Source organism: Parvularcula mediterranea (assembly GCF_013085255.1).
Taxonomy (GTDB): Bacteria; Pseudomonadota; Alphaproteobacteria; order Caulobacterales; family Parvularculaceae; genus Parvularcula; species Parvularcula mediterranea.
In genome coordinates this window covers 1,205,062-1,225,419 of sequence record NZ_JABFCX010000002.1, presented here as the reverse complement: position 1 = coordinate 1,225,419, position 20,358 = coordinate 1,205,062, and the positions used below count along the sequence as shown (strand labels likewise).

Annotated in this window: 17 protein-coding genes; 7 read left to right on the top strand and 10 right to left on the bottom strand. The window is 61.0% G+C overall.

Features of this window, described 5'->3' with window-relative positions; translation table 11 throughout:
* Window positions 1-151: 151 nt before the first annotated feature.
* From HK107_RS06530 to rplU, 5 genes are all read right to left on the bottom strand, one after another.
* A complete protein-coding gene (locus HK107_RS06530) occupies window positions 152-550 on the bottom strand; it encodes a RidA family protein (RefSeq protein ID WP_173197834.1) in 399 nt (132 codons plus the stop codon).
* Between the two features lie 80 nt (window positions 551-630).
* Complete coding sequence (gene obgE / locus HK107_RS06525; protein ID WP_173197833.1) at window positions 631-1,689, bottom strand: GTPase ObgE; 1,059 nt, start codon at window positions 1,687-1,689, stop codon at window positions 631-633.
* On the bottom strand, window positions 1,686-2,180 hold the full coding sequence (locus HK107_RS06520) for a GNAT family N-acetyltransferase (protein ID WP_173197832.1): 495 nt from the start codon (window positions 2,178-2,180) through the stop codon (window positions 1,686-1,688). Before HK107_RS06520 ends, obgE begins: the two co-directional genes overlap by 4 nt.
* A 194-nt stretch (window positions 2,181-2,374) precedes the next feature.
* Window positions 2,375-2,641, bottom strand: a complete 267-nt coding sequence (gene rpmA, locus HK107_RS06515) for a 50S ribosomal protein L27 (protein ID WP_173197831.1) — start codon at window positions 2,639-2,641, stop codon at window positions 2,375-2,377.
* 15 nt (window positions 2,642-2,656) lie between these two features.
* Window positions 2,657-2,968, bottom strand: a complete 312-nt coding sequence (gene rplU, locus HK107_RS06510; RefSeq protein ID WP_173197830.1) for a 50S ribosomal protein L21 — start codon at window positions 2,966-2,968, stop codon at window positions 2,657-2,659.
* 191 nt (window positions 2,969-3,159) lie between these two features.
* Between rplU and HK107_RS06505 the strand changes: the two genes are divergently transcribed.
* The gene (locus HK107_RS06505) at window positions 3,160-4,107 is read left to right on the top strand and encodes an NAD(P)H-dependent flavin oxidoreductase (protein WP_173197829.1); all 948 of its coding nucleotides are present in this window, start codon (window positions 3,160-3,162) and stop codon (window positions 4,105-4,107) included.
* On the opposite strand, the gene HK107_RS06500 is transcribed toward HK107_RS06505, so the two are convergent.
* On the bottom strand, window positions 4,104-5,432 hold the full coding sequence (locus HK107_RS06500; protein WP_173197828.1) for a response regulator: 1,329 nt from the start codon (window positions 5,430-5,432) through the stop codon (window positions 4,104-4,106). The two genes, HK107_RS06505 and HK107_RS06500, sit on opposite strands and share 4 nt — an antisense overlap.
* Before the next feature lie 166 nt (window positions 5,433-5,598).
* Between HK107_RS06500 and HK107_RS06495 the strand changes: the two genes are divergently transcribed.
* The 3 genes from HK107_RS06495 to HK107_RS06485 all read left to right on the top strand — a co-directional run bounded on the left by HK107_RS06495 (window position 5,599) and on the right by HK107_RS06485 (window position 8,480).
* Window positions 5,599-7,164, top strand: coding sequence for an ATP-binding protein (locus HK107_RS06495; RefSeq protein WP_173197827.1), 1,566 nt, complete (start codon window positions 5,599-5,601; stop codon window positions 7,162-7,164).
* Between the two features lie 99 nt (window positions 7,165-7,263).
* Entirely contained in the window at window positions 7,264-8,073 is an 810-nt protein-coding gene (locus HK107_RS06490) for a response regulator transcription factor (RefSeq protein ID WP_173197826.1), read from the top strand.
* On the top strand, window positions 8,070-8,480 hold the full coding sequence (locus HK107_RS06485) for a response regulator transcription factor (protein WP_173197825.1): 411 nt from the start codon (window positions 8,070-8,072) through the stop codon (window positions 8,478-8,480). Before HK107_RS06490 ends, HK107_RS06485 begins: the two co-directional genes overlap by 4 nt.
* Here HK107_RS06485 and HK107_RS06480 read toward each other — a convergent pair.
* Complete coding sequence (locus HK107_RS06480) at window positions 8,457-9,170, bottom strand: DUF6445 family protein (RefSeq protein ID WP_173197824.1); 714 nt, start codon at window positions 9,168-9,170, stop codon at window positions 8,457-8,459. The two genes, HK107_RS06485 and HK107_RS06480, sit on opposite strands and share 24 nt — an antisense overlap.
* A gap of 128 nt (window positions 9,171-9,298) precedes the next feature.
* On the opposite strand from HK107_RS06480, the gene HK107_RS06475 reads away from it, so the two are divergent.
* Window positions 9,299-10,804, top strand: a complete 1,506-nt coding sequence (locus tag HK107_RS06475; RefSeq protein ID WP_173197823.1) for a tryptophan halogenase family protein — start codon at window positions 9,299-9,301, stop codon at window positions 10,802-10,804.
* On the opposite strand, the gene HK107_RS06470 is transcribed toward HK107_RS06475, so the two are convergent.
* The 3 genes from HK107_RS06470 to HK107_RS06460 all read right to left on the bottom strand — a co-directional run bounded on the left by HK107_RS06470 (window position 10,780) and on the right by HK107_RS06460 (window position 17,097).
* Window positions 10,780-12,285, bottom strand: coding sequence for a tryptophan halogenase family protein (locus HK107_RS06470; RefSeq protein WP_173197822.1), 1,506 nt, complete (start codon window positions 12,283-12,285; stop codon window positions 10,780-10,782). The genes HK107_RS06475 and HK107_RS06470 overlap by 25 nt on opposite strands.
* Before the next feature lie 102 nt (window positions 12,286-12,387).
* Entirely contained in the window at window positions 12,388-15,159 is a 2,772-nt protein-coding gene (locus HK107_RS06465; protein ID WP_173197821.1) for a TonB-dependent receptor, read from the bottom strand.
* A 120-nt stretch (window positions 15,160-15,279) separates the two neighbouring features.
* Window positions 15,280-17,097: an alpha-amylase family glycosyl hydrolase gene (locus HK107_RS06460; RefSeq protein WP_198912319.1), complete on the bottom strand. Its 1,818-nt coding sequence runs from the start codon at window positions 17,095-17,097 to the stop codon at window positions 15,280-15,282.
* A gap of 221 nt (window positions 17,098-17,318) precedes the next feature.
* Here HK107_RS06460 and HK107_RS06455 point away from each other — a divergent pair, with 221 nt between their 5' ends.
* The gene (locus HK107_RS06455; protein WP_408636658.1) at window positions 17,319-19,403 is read left to right on the top strand and encodes a glycoside hydrolase family 97 protein; all 2,085 of its coding nucleotides are present in this window, start codon (window positions 17,319-17,321) and stop codon (window positions 19,401-19,403) included.
* A 343-nt stretch (window positions 19,404-19,746) separates the two neighbouring features.
* Window positions 19,747-20,355, top strand: a complete 609-nt coding sequence (locus HK107_RS06450) for an RNA polymerase sigma factor (RefSeq protein ID WP_269815579.1) — start codon at window positions 19,747-19,749, stop codon at window positions 20,353-20,355.
* The last annotated feature ends 3 nt before the right edge of the window (window positions 20,356-20,358 follow it).

The following is a 20,358-nucleotide window of genomic DNA, read 5'->3' as shown; positions in this document are numbered from 1 at the left end:
AGCACTTCAAACTCTCGGGCAACGCACGGGGGTCGTTACGCCTCGCGCGCCATCGGCACCGCTCCTGAAGCCATGAGCGGAACGACCGGTCAGGCCCGCGATCTTCAGGAGACCGATCAACTCTACAGCGCCAGCACGCGAGGGGGATAAGTCAGTCTCCGACTGCGGTTGCTTCCAGTTCGACCAACAGGGTTGGGTCAAAGAGTGCCGAAACTTCGAGAAGCGTACAGCTCGGCCGGATACCGTCCGCGGCCCAGATCGGCACCAACTCCTCCGCTTTCGCCATGAAGCCCTGAACATCGGTCGTGTAGATGTTCAGGCGGACCACATTTATGGGACCCATATCTGCGGCTGACAGCGTATCCTTCAGATTGCTCCATGCCAGCTTGAACTGCGCCACGAGATCACCGGGATGAAGCGGCTCTCCCTCAGGACCGGTCGACGTCTGGCCTGAAAGGTAAAGAGTTCTCGCACCGCCTGAGACCTCAACGGCATGGCTGAGGCCGAAATGCTCAAGCGAAGGGGTCGGGTCGATCGAACGCGTTTTCATAGTTGCTCCCTCCTGAAAGAGAGAAACCTTTCACGCCGTACCCGAAAGCACAATCAGGAGAGCTGTCTTTGCCCTTTCGGCTAAAGGTCCGGTCGCCAGGGTTCGTCTTCGTCCGTAGACGGCTCTTCGGGTTTCATCTGCGAGGGCTTGAGGTGCTCGCAGGCGTCGAGGGCCTTCGTGAGGACGGGGTCGAGGCCGGACTGGGTGGCGGCGGAAATGACGTGGACGTCTTTTCCTGCGTGGGCTTCCAGGGCTTTGCGCTTTTCTTCAAGGTCTTCGTCCGCCACCGTGTCGGATTTGGAGAGGACGAGGATCTCAGGCTTCTCCGAGAGACCGTGGCCGTAGGCTTCGAGTTCGCCCCTGATGACCCGGTGGCTTTCGATGACATCCTCCGCACCCGCATCAATGAGGTGGATGAGGACGGCGCAGCGCTCCACATGTCCGAGGAACCGGTCACCGATCCCTGCGCCCTGATGGGCGCCTTCGATGAGGCCGGGGATGTCGGCGAGGACGAAGCTCTGGCCGGGGCCGAGCCTCACGACGCCGAGCTGGGGCGCAAGGGTCGTGAACGGATAATCGGCGATCTTCGGCTTCGCGGCCGAGACCACCGAGAGGAAAGTCGACTTGCCCGCATTGGGAAGGCCCACAAGGCCTGCATCCGCGAGGAGCTTGAGGCGCAGCCAGACGGTGCGCTCTTCCCCCGGATGGCCGGGGTTCGCGCGGGTCGGGGCCTGGTTCGTGGAGGTCTTGAAGCGGAGGTTGCCCCAGCCGCCATTGCCGCCTTTGGCAAGGAGGACTTCCTTCCCGGGTTTGTCGAGGTCAGCGATCAGCGTGTCTTCGTCTTCCTCGTAAATCTCCGTACCCGTTGGAACGAGGACGATGATGTCGTCGCCGCCTGCGCCGGTTTTCTGGCGCCCCTGCCCGCCTTTGCCGTTCTGGGCCTTGAAGTGCTGCTGGTAGCGGTAGTCGATGAGCGTGTTGAGATCATCCGTGGCCCGCGCAATGACGTGGCCACCCTTGCCGCCATCACCGCCATCGGGGCCGCCGAACTCGACATACTTCTCACGCCGGAAGGAGTGCGCGCCATTGCCGCCATCGCCTGCCTTCACATAGATCTTGGTGCGGTCGAGAAACTTCATGGCCGGAACTCCGTACGCGTCATTTCATAGCGGTTCATGGGCAGGTACGCACCCCTTGCTGCGGACCAGCCGGGCTCTGACCTGACAAAACCCATCCCGACCTTCTGCATGACGCGGCAGGAGGCGGGGTTGGAGATGAAGGCATCGCCCGCGATGCGCTCGGCCCGGCAGATCCGCCAGCCAAAGTCGCAGACAGCGCGCAACGCCTCTGTGGCAAAGCCTTTGCCCCAGTAATCCACCCCCAGCATGTAGCCGATAGAGTAGACAGGGCCACGCTCCCTATGGATGCCGCAGGTGCCGATGAAGGCGCCCCCATGGAAAAGGGCGAACACGTGATCCTCGAGGGGCTTCATCCCCTGCGCATAGCGAAGGCGGAAGGCTGCCCGCTCCTTGGTCAGGGGATAGGGCCAGGTGCCGGTGTTGGCGACGACCCGCCAGTCATTGAGCACCAAAGAGAAAACCCGCGCATCGCGGGGCGACGGCGGGCGCATCAGAAGGCGTTGGGTTCTGATCGTGTGGGGCATCGTCTTTTCCAGCGTCTTCCCGGAAAGGCCGAAGGACTTATCCGGGATCCATGGATGAAGATCGACACCGGCGCAGCGAGGGCTGCTGGCGATCGGTCCATGGGTCCCGGCTCTTCAGCGCTGACGCGCTTCGGCCGGGAGGACGGGACCGATGCGCTTTGTTACTCGGCGGCTTTGAGAGGCTCGACCGAGACGACCTTGCGGTCGTCCTTGATGGTGCGGAACTTCACGTTGCCTGCGATCTTGGCGAAGATCGTGTGGTCCTTGCCGAGGCCGACATTGTCGCCCGGGAAGATCTTCGTGCCGCGCTGGCGGACGATGATGTTGCCGGGGATGACGGATTCGCCGCCATACTTCTTGACGCCAAGGCGCCGGCCTTCTGAGTCGCGGCCGTTCCTGGACGAGCCACCTGCTTTTTTATGTGCCATGGTCCTCTAGGCTCCTTAGCCGTTGATGGTGTTGATCTTGAGGACCGTCATCTCCTGACGATGGCCCTTTTTGCGGCGGTAGTTCTGGCGGCGGCGTTTCTTGAAGACGATGATCTTCTTGTCGCGTGCCTGCTCGAGGATCTCGGCCTCAACCGAAGCGCCTTCGATGAGCGGTGCGCCGATTTTGACATCGTCGCCGCCAAGCATGAGGACGTCCTCGAGCTTGACCGTATCGCCCGCTTCACCGGCGAGTTTTTCGACGTTGATCACGTCGCCGGACTTCACGCGGTACTGCTTGCCGCCAGTCTTGATGACTGCGTAGTTCATAATGTTGCTCCGCTAAGCTTGATGACTTGCCTTTTTGGCCCGGGGTTCTGGTGCCCCAGTGAGCGGGTGCAGCTAGTGGGAAAGCGGCTCTCCGTCAAGAACAAACAGTGCCCCGAAGCGCCGCGCTTGACCCCGCGCCCACTCGGTTCGACTGTCGGCCCAAACCTGAAACCGACGCCACGGGAGGAACCATGGCCAAGAGATCGCCCGCCGACGCGCGCGCCCACTTCAAATCCCTCATTTCCCAACAAAAAGTGCCGGTCGTTGCGGCGCCGATGTTCATCGTCTCGGGCCCCCAGCTCGTGAAGGCCGAGTGCGAGGCCGGGGTCATCGGCTCCTTCCCCGCGCTCAACGCACGGCCTGCCGAGGCGCTGACCGAGTGGCTCGACGAGATCAAGACCGTCGGCAAGCCCTTCGCGGTGAACCACATCGTCCACCGCTCGAACGACCGGCTGCAGCATGACCTCGAAGTGACCGTGAAGCACCAGGTGCCGATGGCGATCACCTCGCTAGGCGCGCGGCCAGAGGTCTTTGAAGCGACCCAGAGCTATGGCGGCCTGTGCTTCCATGATGTGATCAACAACACCTTCGCGAAGAAGGCTGTCGAAAAAGGCGCCGATGGCCTGATCCTCGTGGCGGCTGGCGCTGGCGGTCACGCAGGGGTGCTCTCCCCCTTCGCCTTCGTGGCGGAAGTCCGTGAGTGGTTTGACGGCCCGATCCTCCTCTCAGGGGCGATCGGTTCGGGCGCAGGCGTCCTCGCGGCGCTCGCGGCGGGGGCTGACGCGGCCTACGTCGGCTCGGCCTTCATTGCGACGGACGAGGCCAATGCGCCTGACCCCTACAAGCAGGGCGTGGCCTCGGGCGATATGGAAGATATCGTGTACACGAACTATTTCTCCGGCATCCACGGCAACTACATGAAGTCGTCGATCAAGGCGGCGGGCATGGACCCGGACAATCTGCCGGAAGCTGACCCTTCCAAGATGAGCTTCAAGTCCGGCGGAGATAGCGAAGCGAAGCTCTGGAAGGACATCTGGGGTGCAGGACAGGGCATCGGCTCGGTGAAGAGCGTCGGCCCTGTCTCGAAGCTGGTTGATCGTCTGGCCACGGAGTTCTCCGAAGCTAAGGCCGGCCTCTAGGCCGTCAAGCGGAGCTTGGCTTCGCCGGAGCGCTCGACGTCTACGCCGCGCGCTCTCGCATTGGCGATCATGTCAGGGGTCGCCTTCAGGATCGCGGCGAAGAGGTCCGCGTTGACGACAGGCTTCGGCACGAAATTGTCGATGCCTGCCTTCGCCAGCCGGTCATCGCCGCGGCGCATATGCTCCGCGGACACCGCAATGATCGGAGCGCCCGCGCTTTTCACACCATCCCTGATGGCGCGGGACGCCTGAAAGCCATCGACCTCCGGCATGGCGAGGTCCATGAGGATGAGGTCGAAATGCTCCTCCTCCGCCCGGTCGATGGCCTGCTGGCCACCCTTGGCGCAGACCACCCGGCCAAACTCCAAAGGCATGATGAACTCCTGGAGGACGAAGAGGTTGACCTCGTTGTCGTCAACCAACAGCACACTGAGGTTTCCAAAACTCGGGTCGATCATCTCCTCGGCAGCGCGGCTCTCCTCTTCGTGGGTGAAGTTCTCGATCGGCGGACAGGTCTCAGCTTCAAGGACGAAGGTGAACGAGGTTCCGCGCCCGAGGCTGCTCTCGACCGCAATCCCCCCTTGCATCAGCTCAGCAAGGCCAGCAGCAAGGTTGAGGCGCAGCATCGCTGCTGGCCTGCCGCGGAGCGCCGGGTTCTCGTTGTACTCGACAGGATCGAAGAAACGACGTGCACGGTGCTGGTCCATTCCGGCGCCGCTGTCGCGGATCGTGTAGGTCATCCGGTGACGCGCACCCTTGACCTTCTCGACCTTGAACGACACCCGGACATGGCCAGCTTTGCACTGGGATATGGCCTGCTCGATCAGGGTACGGAGGCACTGCTTCAGGCGCATGCCGTCAAGCTCGACCCAAATCTCTGGCAGGTGGCCACCGAGGATCGTGATCTCGCTTCCCTTCTCCTTCAGCTCACGGTTCATTTTGCGGATGAGGAGCTTCGTTTCTGTCCTGAGGTCGATCGGTGCCTGATCAAAGCCAAGGTCGCCCGTCGAAAGCTCGAAGATCTCGAGCGTGTCGATCAAGGCTGCATTCAGTTCCCGCGCCGAGACGTCGATCTTCTCTGCGATCTCCTCCCGGAATGCAGGATCGTTCCCGGACTGACTTCTCATGGTCGAGACAAGCCCGACGATTCCGTTGAGGGGCTGGCGTAGCTCATGGGCAGCTGCCCTGATGAGCTGGGAGCGCGAGACGAGCCTTGCCCGCGCCGCTTCCATTTCCGCTCTCTTCTCCGAGAGCAATTTCAGCACCCAAACACCCGCCGCAGCCAGCGCGATGGAAAGGATGGTCTCAACGAGCGATAGTTCCATGATGTCCCCTGCCGATTTGTTGACGGGAACTCTTTAGGGTTGTGGCGGTAAAGACTTCGCTTGCAACGCAGCAGAAGATTTTCAGGGTCAGCTTCACCAGACCTTAGGCCAGCCTTGCAACAAGGCTGTTCTTTTGTCCTTGGCCGCCCCGGGAGTTCTTCGCGTCATGGTTGCAGCCGCTACCCAGTTGAACAGCTTTTCTCGTCAGTCTCCTGACCCTTGCGTACTCGACGAAGGCCGTTGGCGATGGGATGTGGAGCGCAACGCGCTGCATCTCGACCCTCTCCTCCGGGCAAAGCTGACGGAGGTGCAGGACCAACCCCTGTCGATCGAGTTCCTTCGTGGGCGGATGAGAAGCGAGGAGCGGAGCCTGTTCGATGAACAGCTGATCCAGGCCGTGGAATCTGCTCGCGGCTTCACCTTCGAGCATAGCCTGACGCTCCATCCCGGCGAGGTGCGCCGCTACCGGACCAAGATCGTCGTATCGAAGGGCAGTCGGCATTCCGGTGCAGAGGTCCTGGGGCGTACCGATGACATCGAGGCCGATGCCCGGCGGCTCGAAGAGGCTCTTGAGGCGAGGAATGCGTCCGAAGCAGCCAACCGACAGAAGACGGACTTTCTCACCAACATCAGCCATGAGCTCCGCACACCCCTCAATGGCGTTCTGGGCATGGCGCAGCTTCTGTCGAGGACGAACCTTGACCCCCAGCAGGACAAATATGTGAAGCGCCTGAGCGCGTCCGGGAATGCTCTCCTGTCGATCATCGATGATGTCCTTGACCTTTCAAGGATCGAGTCCGGTCAGATCGAGTTCGAAATGGAGAGCCTCGACCTGCCTGCTATGCTTGGAGAGGTCAGGGACGCTGCGATTGGCCTTGCCGCCTCGAAGCGCCTGAAGCTCCGTGTGGACCTGCCTGAGGAGCCGCTGCCCGCGAGCCGTGGTGACCGTAAGCGGATCAACCAGGTCGTCCTCAACCTTGTCGGGAACGCGGTGAAGTTTACCGAAAGCGGCTCTGTGACGATGGCTGTCAGGCAACAGGGTGACGTCCTGCGCTTCAGCGTCACCGATACGGGCCTTGGGATCTCCGAGGAGCACCAGGCCAAGATCTTCGAACGGTTCACCCAGGCGGACAGCTCATCGACCCGTAAGTTCGGCGGCACCGGCCTCGGCCTTGCGATCAGCCGTGAGCTGATTGACAGTATGAATGGGGCCATCGGTGTCGAGAGCAAGCTGGGCGAGGGCTCAACGTTCTGGTTCACCCTGCCCTGCGTCGAGGACGGCCATATCCAGCGGCCCACAACAGCTCCTGAGGAGTCGGAGCCCACCGCACCCAGCGGGAACGCAGCCGTGCTTCTGGCTGAAGACAATCCGGTCAATCAGGAGATTGTCGAGGAGATGCTGGCCTTCGCAGGAAGCTACGAGGTGACGACGGTCGAGGACGGGAAGCAGGCGCTCGATATGCTTCGTACACGACGCTTCGATATCGTCCTGATGGATATCAATATGCCCATCATGACAGGCGATGAAGCCATCCGTGCGATCCGGCGAGGTGATGTTCCGCAGGCTGATATACCTATCATTGCGCTGACCGCGAACGCCCTGCGCCAACAGCGTGACGAGTACCTGCAGGCAGGGGCTGACGACTATGTCCCGAAGCCCATCGATCATGACCTCCTTCTGCGGACGATCGCGGGTCTTGTTAAGGAAACGGCATCGGAAAGCGCAGCGTAACGATGGCGATGGTTAAGGCCTACAATCTGAAATTGCGCGTTGAGGGACTGGCAACTTGATGATCGTAGGCTGGCGGCAAACGAAGTAATGAGCGGTACTATGACAGACTACATCAAGGGATCGGGCTCGGGCCGCGCGCTGTTCAAGGAGCTGCGCCTGCGCTATCTGAAGCGGCTGGAGGCAGCCTGCGAGACATTCAATCTGGCGTCTGAGCGTGCCCAGTCGGGCGAGAAGCCAGGCGATCTCTTCGTTCTCAGGGACCTCGTGCACAGGCTTGCAGGTTCGGGGACGACCTATGGGTTTCCGGATGTGAGCGAAGCTGCGTTTGCGGCGGAGGACTCCCTCGACGCCGCGATCTCCGGTCACCGGGATGCGCGCGATCTCGCCATGACGCTGACCCAGCTGCGCGACGCCGTCGACAGTGCGGTTCAGCTCTATCGTCAGGAAAGCCAGCTCGACAAACTGCGGAAAGAACGCTCTTCCGCCTCTGCGCCGAAAGCCGCTGCTCCTCTTGGACAGGAAGAGGCGCGCATCGTTCTGGTCGATGATGATCCGTCCGTGTCTGACCTTCTCTGGGCGGCTTTCTCGCGTTTTGGCTATGAGACGGAAGTCCTGAGGGACGGGATCGCAGCCATGGCTTCGATCAAGCACAGACGCCCCGACCTGATTATCCTCGACAGGGGCCTCCCTGTCATGTCGGGCACGTCGGTCCTGCTGGAGCTTCAACAAGATACCGAGCTCTCCAAGATACCTGTCATCGTGCTCTCGGCGAAAGCTCCGTCTGCGTGGTTTTCGGAACAGAATGTCCGCTACATCCAGAAGCCCTTCATGCCCGATGTCGTCGTTGGAGAGGCCACTGCGCTCCTGAAAGCGCGCCAGGATCAAATGAGCGCGGAGGTCGCGCTGTGACGAAAAAGCTTCAGACTATCCTATACTTGGAAGATGATCCGGCTATCTCGGAGCTGGTCCTGCTCGCTCTGGCCGCCCGTGACGATCTCGAGCTTGTCCATGTTGCCACGGGTCCCGATGCGATCGCGCGGTTTCCGGAGGTGAAGCCTGACCTGATGCTCTTTGACGTCATGGTTCCCGACCTTGATGGCATCGACGCGGCACGGACAATCAAAGAACAGCACAAGGACCATCTGGCCCCTGTGATCTTCATGACCGCGAAGACGCAGGCGAAGATGCAGATCGAGAGTATGGGTGCCCTCGGCATCATCGCGAAGCCGTTCGACATCCTGGTCCTCGCAGACCAGATCGAGGAAATGTACGCGGCTGGGATAGCTGAGCAGTCAGGCGCCAGGGTTGAAGCGTAGGAAGACCGAGGCCATGAGGCGACCCTGCTCCGGATCATCCGGGAACGGACCAGCGCCTTCGACATGGCCAGAATGCAAGCTGTTGGAGAAGTACGCGACGACCCTATCGAACTTACTCTCGACATGGTCGATCAGTTCGAACCGGTCATCAGCCCCCTGCATATAACCCTCACCGATCCCGTCCCGTTGCACTTCCTTGACCAATGTCTGGGTATAGGGGGTGAAGCGTTCCTCGCTGATCCGCTCAAAGCCTGTCTCTCGGTGGCGGTAAAAATCCGTACCCCCACGGTCTTCATGAGTGAGGAAGTGGAGAACCGCGATCTGGTGCTCTTCGAAGGTGTCGAAGTGAGGGACCTTTTGCGGGATCGCGAGATCACTCGCCGGGAGGGTCACCATTTGAAGGGCATTGAGCGGGGTTGCCGAACGGGCTGCCTCAGCAAGGCCGAAGTGGTGGAGATGCGGCCGTAGCAACGCCTCCATCGCGTTGGCGTAAGTATCGGGCAGAGGCGCCCTGACCCCCGGGAAATGATTGCCCCTGCCGCGCTCCAGCGTGAAGGTCGCGGCCTTGGCAAGAGCCACCAATTCCTCCGCCCCCGAAGTCGCATTGTCGAGGATCAGCAGGGGCGATTGTTCGTCGCCCATCTGCCGGAACGTCACGTCGGGTGAGGGGTTGAGCGTGAAGGCCACCATGGCCTTTTTCCAGCACGGAGACGGCCCCATAGGCAAGGGATGCGGCATCACTCCGGCTTGTCCGCTGCGGGGCTTTTCGCCAAGATGGGCTTTAGAAAAAGCGGCTTGTCCGCAAGGGAGACCGGGCCATGAGCAGGGTGCTGAAAAACGTGGTGATCGTCGGCGGAGGCTCTGCCGGCTGGATGACAGCCGCGGCCCTTTCCTCTGCAGCCGGAAGGTCGACGAAGATCACGCTGATCGAGTCCGAAACCATCGGAACGGTCGGCGTTGGCGAAGCGACGATCCCGCCCATCCGCTATTTCAACCAGCGCATTGGCATCGACGAGCAGACCTTCCTACGCGAAACCCAAGGCTCCTTCAAACTCGGCATCGAGTTCGTCGACTGGGGGAAGAAAGGCGACGCCTATTTCCATCCATTTGGTCAGTACGGGGCGGAGTTTGATTTCGTCCCCTTCTACCACCACTGGATGAAGGAGCACCTGGCGGGGCGTGCCGGGCGTCTTGAGGACTATTGCATGGCATGGGGTGCGGCGGAGGCGGGCAAGTTCTCACACCCCTCGCGCGATCGCGGCAAGATCCAGTCGACCTTTGACTATGCCTATCACTTCGACGCTGTTCTTTATGCAGCCTTTCTGAGGCGGTTCTCCGAGGAGCGCGGCGTTGTCCGGCGCGAGGGGCGGATCAGCAACGCCTCCCTTCATCCTGAGAACGGATTTGTCCGCTCCGTCACGCTCGAAGACGGGCAGGAGATCGAGGGCGATCTCTTCATTGATTGCTCTGGTTTTCGCGGTCTTCTTATCGAAGATGCTCTGCATACGGGCTATGAAGACTGGTCCCACTGGCTACCCTGCAACAGGGCCGTGGCTGTGCCTTGCGCGAAGACGGGGCCAATGGCGCCCTACACCCGCTCGACGGCGCGCGAAGCGGGATGGCAATGGCGCATTCCGCTGCAGCACCGCACGGGCAATGGCTATGTCCATTGTGATGCCTTCATCTCAGAAGAGGAAGCTACCAAGACGCTGCTCGATAATCTTGATGGCGAGGCCCTTGCCGATGTGCGGACGCTGCGCTTCACGACAGGGCGTAGGCGGAAGTTCTGGCACCGGAACGTCGTTGCGATCGGTCTTTCTGCCGGGTTCATGGAACCACTGGAGTCAACGTCGCTGCACCTGATCCAGTACGGGATCATGCGCCTTCTCGCCCTCTTCCCCGATGCGGATATGTCGCCGCTTTTGGCGCAAGAGTACAACCGTCTAACCCAGCAGGAGTATGAGCGGGTGCGCGATTTCCTCGTCCTGCACTACCATGCGACGGAGCGTCGGGACACGGAGCTCTGGCGCTACTGCGCGCATATGGAGATCCCGGACTCCCTTAAGTACAAGATTGATCAGTTTAGGAACTACGGGATGGTCGTCGCCGAGGATGGCGAGCTGTTCCGGAACCCGAGCTGGCTGGCGGTCTACTTCGGCCAGAACATCGTGCCGGAGCGCGCGCCGGTGATGACGGAGATGCGCACGGGCGTCCCGGTGGCGGAGCGGCTTGCGCAAGTGAAGGCAGCCATCGGTGACGCGGCAAATGAGATGCCGAGCCATGAGGATTTCATGGCTGGCTATGCCCCAGCAGCGCAGGTCTGATCGATAAACTCAGCATGGGTCGGAAGCTTGGCAACAGCCTGGTCGATGATCCTGTCGACGTTCCCGAGAAAATCCTTGAGCTGATCATCCGAGAGACGGTCAGCCATGGGGTGGTAGGCTGTTGGCGCGACGCCCTGCCCGACCATCACCTGGATCCAGCTAGAATCGCGGAAGAGATCGTCCGCCTCGCGATAGATCGTGCCGCTCTCTTCGAAGAGCGCCATCTTCTCGCGAAGGCTGTCGGGGACGTCCATGTTCTTGCAGTAACGCCAGAACTCCGTGTCCTCACGTTCCGTCTGGTGATAATGAAGAACGAGGAAATCGCGGATCAGCTCATACTCCTTGCCCACGACGCGGTTGTATTCGCGGATGGTCGCGGGGTTGAAGCTCTTGTCCGGGAAAAGCTCCAAGAGGCGCGAGACGTTCGACTGGATCAGGTGGATCGAGGTCGACTCCAGTGGCTCGAGGAAGCCTGACGACAGACCGACCGAGACGCAGTTCTTGTGCCAGAAATCCTTCCGCCTGCCGGTCGTGAACCGCAGCGGCCGCGGATCCGCCGTGGTCGGAGCGTCGAGATGCGCGAGCAGCGTCTCCGTCGCGGCCTCCTCCGTGGTGAAGCCATCGCAGAAGACATGCCCATTGCCGGTCCGGTGCTGGAGCGGAATGCGCCACTGCCAGCCAGCGTCATGGGCGGTCGCTTTCGTGTACGGAAGAAGGGGGTCAGTGCGCTCACAAGGGACAGCCACCGCGCGGTTGCAGGGGAGCCATTTCGACCAATCGACATAATCGACACCGAGGGCGCCGCCAATGAGGAGACCCCTGAAGCCAGAGCAGTCGATGAAGAGGTCGGCTTCCCTGACCTCACCGCTTTTGAGGGAGACCGAGCGAATGAAACCGGTCTCACTGTCCAGCGCCACATCCTCGATGAGGCCTTCGGTCCGTGTGACGCCGTGGGCTTCTGCGAACTTGCGGAGATACCGGGCGTAGAGGCCAGCGTCGAAGTGGAAAGCGTAGGAGAGCCCACCCATCGGTGTACGGCCTACGCGCTCAAGCGGCGCAAACCGGCCCGCGTCGCAGGCACGGCGGTGGAGCGAATACTGCCAAAGGTCGTCAGCCTGCCCCGCTTCCTTCGCGCGCAGCCAGTAGTGCTGGAAGGGAAGGCTTGCGAGCGGCATGCCGACGTCGCCGAAGGTGTGGATGTAGCTCTCGCCCTTGCCGCCCCAATTGTTGAACTCAATGCCGAGTTTGAAGGTGCCCTTGGTCTCCCGGACGAACTCCATCTCGTCGAGGCCGAGCATCATGTTCAGCCTGCGGATCTGGGGGATGGTGGCCTCGCCCACACCGACCGTTCTGATAGCGTCGCTTTCGATGAGCTCGATCTTGATGCTCTTTGGCAGGAGCTTGGACATGGCGGCAGCGGTGATCCAGCCTGCGGTTCCTCCGCCGACGATCAGCACACGTTCGATAGGCTGGCGCGCCATCTGTATCTCCCTGGTCTTGCCTGGGCATTATACCACAAAAAAACCCGCCGGAAGGTGCGACCTTCCGACGGGCAAGGGAGAACTTATCTTGTCTTGAAGGGCTTAGAAGCTCTTCGAGACGATGAAGTTGTAGGTCGTTCCGTACTGCTCGAAGCGGCTCGGGAACGTGCCGACGACGTCACCATTGTTCGGATCGTTATTGGTGAAGATGTCGTTCTGATCACCAATACGCTCGTCGGTCAGGTTGTAGGCTTCGAGGATGAAGGACCAGCCGCCAAGCGGGCCGCCTTCGTTGAACTCGTAACCGATCTGACCGTCGAGAACCGTCTCGCCGAGCTGGTCCGAACCGATGAGCGCACCGTCGAACTGGGTGACCTCGGCGCGGAAGTCGCCGCGGTGACGGGCGTTCAGGCGAGCGCGGAAGCCGCCTTTTTCGTAGTAGACGTCACCCGACCAGATCTCTTCCGAGTAGCCCGGGATCGGGATCGCCACGCCGTCAGCTTCAAGTTCGCTGTCGGTGTAGGTGTAGCTTGCCGAGAAGCCGAAGCCGTCGAGCTGCTCGTAGACGTCGCCGAGGCCAACGCGGACCGTGGCTTCGAAGCCTGTCAGCGAACCGTCAGCGAAGTTGACCGGGCCGTTGATGCCGGTGAGCGCAACTTCGGGGTTGGTAGCGAGGAGATCGCCTGAGTCACCGAAGTTCTGGATCGTACCGGTGCCGTCGATGAAGTCGTTCCGGCTGACCACCCAGTCCGAGAGGTCTTTGTGAAAGACTGCGAAGGACAGCGCACTGGCATCGCCGAAATACTTCTCGAAGGCGAGGTCGTACTGGGTCGAGCGGAACGGCTCGAGGGTCGCGTTACCACCACCGATGTTGAAGCAGACGAGCTGCGGCGGGTCGAAGTCGATGACCTGGTCCGGGAAGCCGTCCGAGTCGGTGTCCACACAGCTCAGCGGGTTGAACCCGATGCTCTGGTTGGCAGCGAGCTGGTCGAGGCGCGGACGCGTGATCAGCTTGGCGGCTGCGAAGCGGAGGAAGGTGTTCTCCGCGACTTCAAGCGCGAGGTTGAGGCTCGGCAGGAAGTCTTCGTACTCGTAGTCGACAGTCTGGAGGCCACCATTGCCGCCAGCCAGCGTACCGGTCGAGGACTGCTCGGTCATGACATACTGAGCACCGACGTTACCGCGCAGCGGTTTGCCGCCGAGCTCACCGTCGAGATTGAACATCGCGTAGAAGGTGTCGATGTTTTCTTCGACCGTCCAACCGTCATTACCCGGGGTCGGGTCGACAATGTAGGTGCCGTTGGCAATCAGAGCCGACGGGTCATACGCGATGATGTCGAGGCCGATGGAGCCCGAGTCGGTCTGGCCGACGATGGCGTCCTGCGGGATCGAAGCTTCGCGGTCGGTGTTGAAACCGGTCCCTGCACGGATGAATGCTGCCGTGTCCTGGAAGGACTTTTCACGGGCCGTGTAGAGGTAACCGACGACTGCGGAGTCCAGCCAGCCTTTCTCGAGGTCATACTCACCTTCGAGGCGGATCTGGTCGAGCTCGTCCTCGATGTTCGGCGAACGGGTGAAGCCGACCTGGCCCCAGCCACCCGGGTCCGTCAGGAGCACAACGCCCGGATCGGTGTAGTCGATCTGCGAGGTGATCGAGTACTCGCCATCGGGGTCGATGTTGTAGGTCAGCGTGTCCTGAGCACCTGAACGGGCAACGCCGGTACCGGCATAGCTTTCATAGTCGAGGTCGGTGCGTTCCATGGTGGAGCGCGCCACGTCGAGCATGATGCTGAAGCGGTCGGTGACAGCGTACTCGGTGTTCCAGCCATAGGACTCGATGGTCGATTCGCTGCTTTCCGTATCGGTACGGAGGATCGGAACAACGGCGCTGAAGGTTGCGCTGTCAGCGAAGAAACCGCCATTGCCGGTGGTGCCTTCGAACTGAGCGCCCGACCAGGAAGCGATCGGCGTTTCGACACCGCGGAAGATACCTGCATCTTCGGTCTCGGTGATGAAGGCGTCAAAGGTGCTTTCGAAGCGGTCATTCGGCTTCCACTGGAGGGTACCAGCGTAGGAGGTGCGCTCGAAGTCACGGCTGACAACACCAGTCCGCGGGTTGTCCGACGGATAGAAGAGGCCGTTGTCCGGATCGATGGCGATCTGGAACGGGTTCGTCTTCAGCTCACGCGAGGTGTACTGGGTCGGGTTCGACTGGTCGGTGATGCCGATCGAGACACCGATCGTACCGTCCGCAAACTGATCGATGTACGAACCGAACAGGCGGTAGCCGTTGCGGTCGAAATCAGGGTTGGCTTCGTCTTCGCTGTTGACGACGTAGCGGCCCGAAACGTTGACGCGGCGGCTGCTGTAGTCGAGCGGGCGAACCGTCCGAAGATCCACAGCGCCAGCGATACCGGTCGCAGCAAGGGTTGCGTCAGGCGACTTATAGACGAGGCCCTGGGCGATCAGTTCCGATGGGAACTGGTCGAACTCAATGCCGCGGTTGTTGTTTGCGGAGACCTGCTCACGACCGTTGAGGAGAGCGATCGAGAATGCCGGGCCAAGGCCGCGGATCGAGATCTGCTGAGCGCGGCCACGAACGCGCTGGGCGGTCACGCCGGGGAGGCGTGCGAGCGAGTCGGCGATCGACACGTCGGGAAGCTTACCGATGTCCTCGGCAGAGATCGCTTCGACAATCGAGTTGGAATTCTTCTTGGCGTCGAGCGAGTCCTCGATTGCCTTCTTAATGCCGCGAACGACGATAACGTCGCCGTCTTCTTCAACCGCGGTTTCTTGGGCGAAGCCCGTCGAGATCGCGATGGCTGGCAGTGCAGCGCAGCAAAGCAGAGCAGCTTTGCGATTCATCCTGAACATTGATGTCCTCCCTGTTACAGACGTCCGGATTTATTGTGTCCGGTCACCTTAGGAGGAGAGGGTGCTCCCCTCCCCTGAGCGAAGCAAGTCAGTCAGGGGAGGGACAATTTCGCGCTAACCCTACTGTGACTTACAAATCACAGAAGACAGCGCCGGAACTTCGACTCGTACCGTAGCCTGAGCAGTTGATTGCACTGCACAATTTCCGAAAAGCGCTTCCCATTCAACCGATTGGGGCTCAACGGAGACATTCTTAACGCGATCCTCCTCGCCTGAATTGATGACAACGATGACCTCGCCATCCTCGGGATGGATACGCGAGAAAGCGAAGAGTCCGCCCTCCTCTTCGAAGTAACGCGTGACCTGAGTTCCATGTCGCAGCGCAGTATTGTTGCGGCGCAGCGAAATCATATCGCGTATAAAGACGAAAAGCGGGTGATCCGTGTCGAAATTATCCTCGGCTGTTGTCGCGTCCGTACCGAGAATATCGTTGTCATTGTAGACGGCCGTGCGGCTCGGGAACATGTCCTCCCGCGCACCCTGGTCGCCCTCGTCGCTGACAAAGCCCTGTTCGGAGCCTGAGTAGAGCGTCGGCACGCCGCGCGCCGTGAGGAGCAGCGTGTGGGCGAGCTTGAGGCGCGCGATCATCTCCTCCTCACCGGCGTCGGGGTTGGCCTCGCGGATGAACTGGCTGAACCGGCCCATATCGTGATTGCCCAGGAATGTCGGCAGCTTGCGGGCGCCAGCATGGCCTCCGCGGTAGAGGGTGTCGGCGCGGAAGAGATAGGCCAGCCGGTCCGTGCCCTCGCCGTTCGCCACGACATCGCGGACCGCGTCCTGGAACGCGAAGTCGAGAACCGTCGGGAACTTATCGTCCCAGGTATGGCGCGCGAGCGCGGCGGGGTCGGGGTCGAAGACTTCGCCGAGGATGTAGAACTCGTCCTTGCCGACGGACTTGGCCTTGGCCTCCATCGCAGGAAGGAACTCACGCCAGAACGCAGGCTTGACATGGCGGGCCGTGTCGATGCGGAAGCCATCAATGCCGAAGTCTTCAATCCAGCTGCCGAAGATCTCGATCATGCCTTCGACCACCTTGGGGTGCTCCGTCATCAGATCATCGAGGCCGAAGAAGTCGCCGTTGACGTAGCTCTCGCCCGGATTATCGAAGTTCCCGCGATTGTGGTAATAGGCCGGGTCATTGAGCCAGGCGGGGTTCTTCACCTCTTCTTCGCCCGCAGGAATGTAGGGCGTGTACGCCCAATCCGTGCGTTCGAGAGCGGCGAAGTTTTCCTCGGTCCTGATATCCATGCCCAGGAAGTCCTGGTTGATCGGCACACCGTCGGGACCGCCGCGAGTGGTCATGGGATAGTCAGCTTCGGAGCGGTAACCGCCGCAGTTTTCGCCAATGAAAAGAGGGCTCTCGCTGTCGTGGCACTCGCGATAGGCGATGACGTCGGCGGTGTGGTTGGTGATGATGTCTAGGATGACCTTCATGCCGCGGCCGTGGGCCGCATCAACGAAACGCTTGAGATCGTCGCGGGTGCCAAGGTGCGGATCGACGTCGAGGAAATCGGTGATCCAGTAGCCGTGATAGCCTGCGGTCTCAAAACCCGGGCCGCCCTGAACGGGCTTGTTCTTGTAGATGGGGCCGAGCCAGATCGCAGTGACGCCCAGCTCCTCGAGATAGTCCAGCCGTTCGGTGAGGCCCTTGAGATCACCGCCATGATAAAAGCCCTTGTGGGTCGGATCGAAACCATGGGTAAGCCGATCCCCTTCCATACCGCCGCGGTCGTTCGACGGATCGCCGTTTTCGAACCGGTCGGGGAGCATGAAGTAGATGACATCGTCCTCCACGGGCCTGTTCAGATCACTCTGTGCAAGTGCGAAAGAGGAGGCGAGAACCGCCGCTCCGGCGAGGGCGCCAAACATCGTTGTCATGGTCATTCCTTATGCGTCCTAAGCTGATCGGACACTCCAAACTGGACCCCGAAGATGCGCGGTGAGGCCCCTCCGGTCAATGACGCAAACTGCACGAAACCCGCATAAAGGCTTGGCAAGAGCGCCATTGGTGGGGCAAGTCAGGGCCAGAAAAGAGCCGCGGGAAGACCCTCGGCCGAGTGGTCTCTGACAGGGAGAAGACGATAATGATCCGCACAATGATGATGCTGTCCGTCGCAAGCTTGGGCCTCGCCCATGCAGCGCAGGAGGATATCAGCTTCGCTGACGATGCCCGCTACTCGGTCACTTCTCCTGACGGCGATATCGAAATCACGGCGTTCACGAACCAATATGGCGAGCCGATGTATGCGGTCACCCATGACGGTGAGCCGGTGGTCCTCGGCTCGAAGCTCGGCATGCGCTTCGCCAAGCATAAGCAGTTCAAGGACAACCTCCTCATCGGCCGCAAGAGCACGGCGAGCCATGATGAGACCTGGGAGCAGCCCTGGGGCGAGCGCCGCTATGTGCGCGACAACCACAATGAGATGGTCGTCACCTTCCGCGACGCCGACGATGAGCGCCACAGCTTTGACGTCCGCTTCCGCGCTTTCGATGACGGCATCGGTTTCCGCTATGAGTTTCCCAAGCAGAAAGCCCTGCGCGGTGAGATCGCGATTGTCGACGAGCTGACAGAGTTCGCTCTGCCCGCGGAGGATGCCACCGCCTTCCATATCGGCGCCCGCCTCTGGAACCGCTACGAATATCTCTATGACACAACGCCCGTGAGCGGGATGCAGAAGGTCCACACGCCGGTGACGCTGGAGCTTGGCTCAGGCACCCACGTGTCGATCCACGAAGCGGCGCTCCTCGACTATTCGGGCATGTCCCTGCAGCTCAAGCGCGGCAATATCCTCGAAGCTGACCTTGCTCCGCGTTCGGACGGCCCTAAGGTCAAGAAACGCGCGCCGTTCAACACCCCCTGGCGCACCGTGCAGATCGCCGAAGATGCGCCGGGCCTCGTCAACGGCACCGATATCTACCTGAACCTCAATGAGCCGAACGTGCTTGGTGATGTCGCCTATGTGGCCGAGGACCTCGGGGTATACACCGGCATCTGGTGGGACATGCACATCCGCACCAAGACCTGGGGCTCGGGACCGAAGCATGGCGCAACGACCGAGTACGCGAAGGAAATGATCGACTTCGCAGCTGACAGCGGCTTTGTCGGTGTGCTGATCGAAGGCTGGAACGAAGGCTGGGATGGCGACTGGTACAATGCCGGCGACGTCATGGAGTTTGCCAAGCCCTACCCTGACTTCGACATCAAGGAAGTCACGGACTACGCCCTCTCCAAGGGCGTCCGCCTGATCGGTCACCACGAGACCGTGGGCAATATCGGCCGCTACGAAGACCAGATCGACGAGGCCTTTGACCTCTACGAGAAGCATGGCGTGCGCCAGGTGAAGTCAGGCTATGTCGCCGATGGCGGAAACCTGAAGTGGACGGATAAAAACGGCATCGAGCAGTACGAGTTCCACGACGGACAGAAGAACTCGAACCACCACATCCTCGTCCTCGAGAAGGCGCATGACCACATGATCGCCATGAACCCTCACGAGCCGATCAAGGATACAGGGCTTCGCCGTACCTATCCGAACTGGATCACCCGAGAGGGTGCCCGGGGCATGGAGTTCTCCGCATGGGGTGTGCCGCCGAATGTGCCGGAGCACACGGCTATCCTTCCGTACACCCGCATGCTTTCGGGTCCGATGGACTACACCCCTGGCATCTTTGACCTGAGGCCGAACGAGAACCCGGACTATGACATTGACGACCGGAACAGCCCCGAGGCCTTCACCCAGACGACGCTCGCCAAGCAACTCTCGCTCTATGTGGTGATCTATTCGCCCATCCAGATGGCACCGGACCTGCCGCAGAACTATCTCGCCAAGCCGGAGGCGTTCCAGTTCATCAAGGACGTCCCCACCAACTGGGAAGAATCGATCGCCGTCGCAGGCGAAGTCGGTGACTTCATCGTCCAGGCCCGCAAGGACTGGGACAGCGATGACTGGTATGTCGGTGCACTGACGGACGAAGACGCTCGCGAAGTCAGCTTCGACCTGAGCTTCCTCGAAGAGGGCAAGTCTTATGTCGCGGAGATCTACCGCGATGGTGAGGGCGCCCACTGGGAAACCAATCCTTACGCCTTCGTCCGCGAGGACAAGACGGTGACGTCAGCCGACACCATGTCCTTCGACCTTGGCGCAGGCGGCGGTGCAGCTGTCAGGTTCCGCGCCGAAGACTAACGCCTACGGATATTCCGGACACGACGAAAACCGCGCTCTAAAGGGCGCGGTTTTTTCGTGCTCTTTACGCAACGCCCAGCCTCTTCCGAGGCTCTCTTGAGGCGGCGGCGCTTGCCAAGCGCTGTTCTTCGATCCTACAAAAGCGGCGGATCCGAGAGGCATTCGGATCCGCCAAGTTCATTGGGGTAGGACACTCAGCATCAACTGACTGCCCGACCAAAAGGACACCGGGACGCAAAGACCCCTCAAGGCACTGCATGAAAAATGCAGGAGGGAGCGCACCCAAGGATCCTGACGGTCAGGCAGAAACGCCGGGCGCGTGCCCGGCAGAGTTGGATGCGTTATGACTGATGATCCTGAGAGGATCCTTGCAGGCCAAGGAAACCGCGGGGTTCTGGATAGGCAGCTCCGCAAGCATCACCGCATGCTTGTTGGCTGGCTCACGTCGAAGTTCGGCGACCGGGAGATGGCGGAAGACCTGGCGCAGGACACCTATCTGCGCGTCTGGCGCTACGCCGAAAGCAACGACATTGAGAACGTGAAGGCGCTCCTCTTCCGGACGGCCGCCAATCTTGCCGCCAACGAGTTCCGCTCCCGCTCGCGCCGCCGTAAGGCTGGCCTGACCGAGCAGTCGAAGGACGACGAGACTGATCTTGTGGCCAGTGTGCCGTCGGACAGCCCCTCGCCCGAGAGCCAGCTCCTGACCCGCACCGAGACCCTCTCCGCCCTCGAGGCAATCCGCGGCCTGCCGGAGAAGCAGCGGCGGGCATTCATTATGTCGCGCTTCGAAGAGAAGAGTTACGCTGAGATAGCGGGCGTTCTCGGTGTCTCAGTGTCCAGCATCGAAAAGTATATCATCGCCGCCCTCGCCCATCTCCGTGCATCGGTCAGGGGTGACGAGGCCAGCAATGTCGTCCCGCTGAACGCGCCAGGCCGCGGTAGGGGGCGCTAGGAC

What these genes read in the sequence shown, in the direction of transcription:
- HK107_RS06530 (WP_173197834.1), bottom strand. Translation starts at nt 550, where the DNA reads ATGAAAACGCGTTCGATCGACCCGACCCCTTCGCTTGAGCATTTCGGC.
- obgE (WP_173197833.1), bottom strand. Translation starts at nt 1,689, where the DNA reads ATGAAGTTTCTCGACCGCACCAAGATCTATGTGAAGGCAGGCGATGGC.
- HK107_RS06520 (WP_173197832.1), bottom strand. Translation starts at nt 2,180, where the DNA reads ATGCGCCCGCCGTCGCCCCGCGATGCGCGGGTTTTCTCTTTGGTGCTC.
- rpmA (WP_173197831.1), bottom strand. Translation starts at nt 2,641, where the DNA reads ATGGCACATAAAAAAGCAGGTGGCTCGTCCAGGAACGGCCGCGACTCA.
- rplU (WP_173197830.1), bottom strand. Translation starts at nt 2,968, where the DNA reads ATGAACTACGCAGTCATCAAGACTGGCGGCAAGCAGTACCGCGTGAAG.
- HK107_RS06505 (WP_173197829.1), top strand. Translation starts at nt 3,160, where the DNA reads ATGGCCAAGAGATCGCCCGCCGACGCGCGCGCCCACTTCAAATCCCTC.
- HK107_RS06500 (WP_173197828.1), bottom strand. Translation starts at nt 5,432, where the DNA reads ATGGAACTATCGCTCGTTGAGACCATCCTTTCCATCGCGCTGGCTGCG.
- HK107_RS06495 (WP_173197827.1), top strand. Translation starts at nt 5,599, where the DNA reads ATGGTTGCAGCCGCTACCCAGTTGAACAGCTTTTCTCGTCAGTCTCCT.
- HK107_RS06490 (WP_173197826.1), top strand. Translation starts at nt 7,264, where the DNA reads ATGACAGACTACATCAAGGGATCGGGCTCGGGCCGCGCGCTGTTCAAG.
- HK107_RS06480 (WP_173197824.1), bottom strand. Translation starts at nt 9,170, where the DNA reads ATGGTGGCCTTCACGCTCAACCCCTCACCCGACGTGACGTTCCGGCAG.
- HK107_RS06475 (WP_173197823.1), top strand. Translation starts at nt 9,299, where the DNA reads ATGAGCAGGGTGCTGAAAAACGTGGTGATCGTCGGCGGAGGCTCTGCC.
- HK107_RS06470 (WP_173197822.1), bottom strand. Translation starts at nt 12,285, where the DNA reads ATGGCGCGCCAGCCTATCGAACGTGTGCTGATCGTCGGCGGAGGAACC.
- HK107_RS06465 (WP_173197821.1), bottom strand. Translation starts at nt 15,159, where the DNA reads ATGTTCAGGATGAATCGCAAAGCTGCTCTGCTTTGCTGCGCTGCACTG.
- HK107_RS06460 (WP_198912319.1), bottom strand. Translation starts at nt 17,097, where the DNA reads ATGACAACGATGTTTGGCGCCCTCGCCGGAGCGGCGGTTCTCGCCTCC.
- HK107_RS06455 (WP_408636658.1), top strand. Translation starts at nt 17,319, where the DNA reads ATGATGCTGTCCGTCGCAAGCTTGGGCCTCGCCCATGCAGCGCAGGAG.
- HK107_RS06450 (WP_269815579.1), top strand. Translation starts at nt 19,747, where the DNA reads ATGACTGATGATCCTGAGAGGATCCTTGCAGGCCAAGGAAACCGCGGG.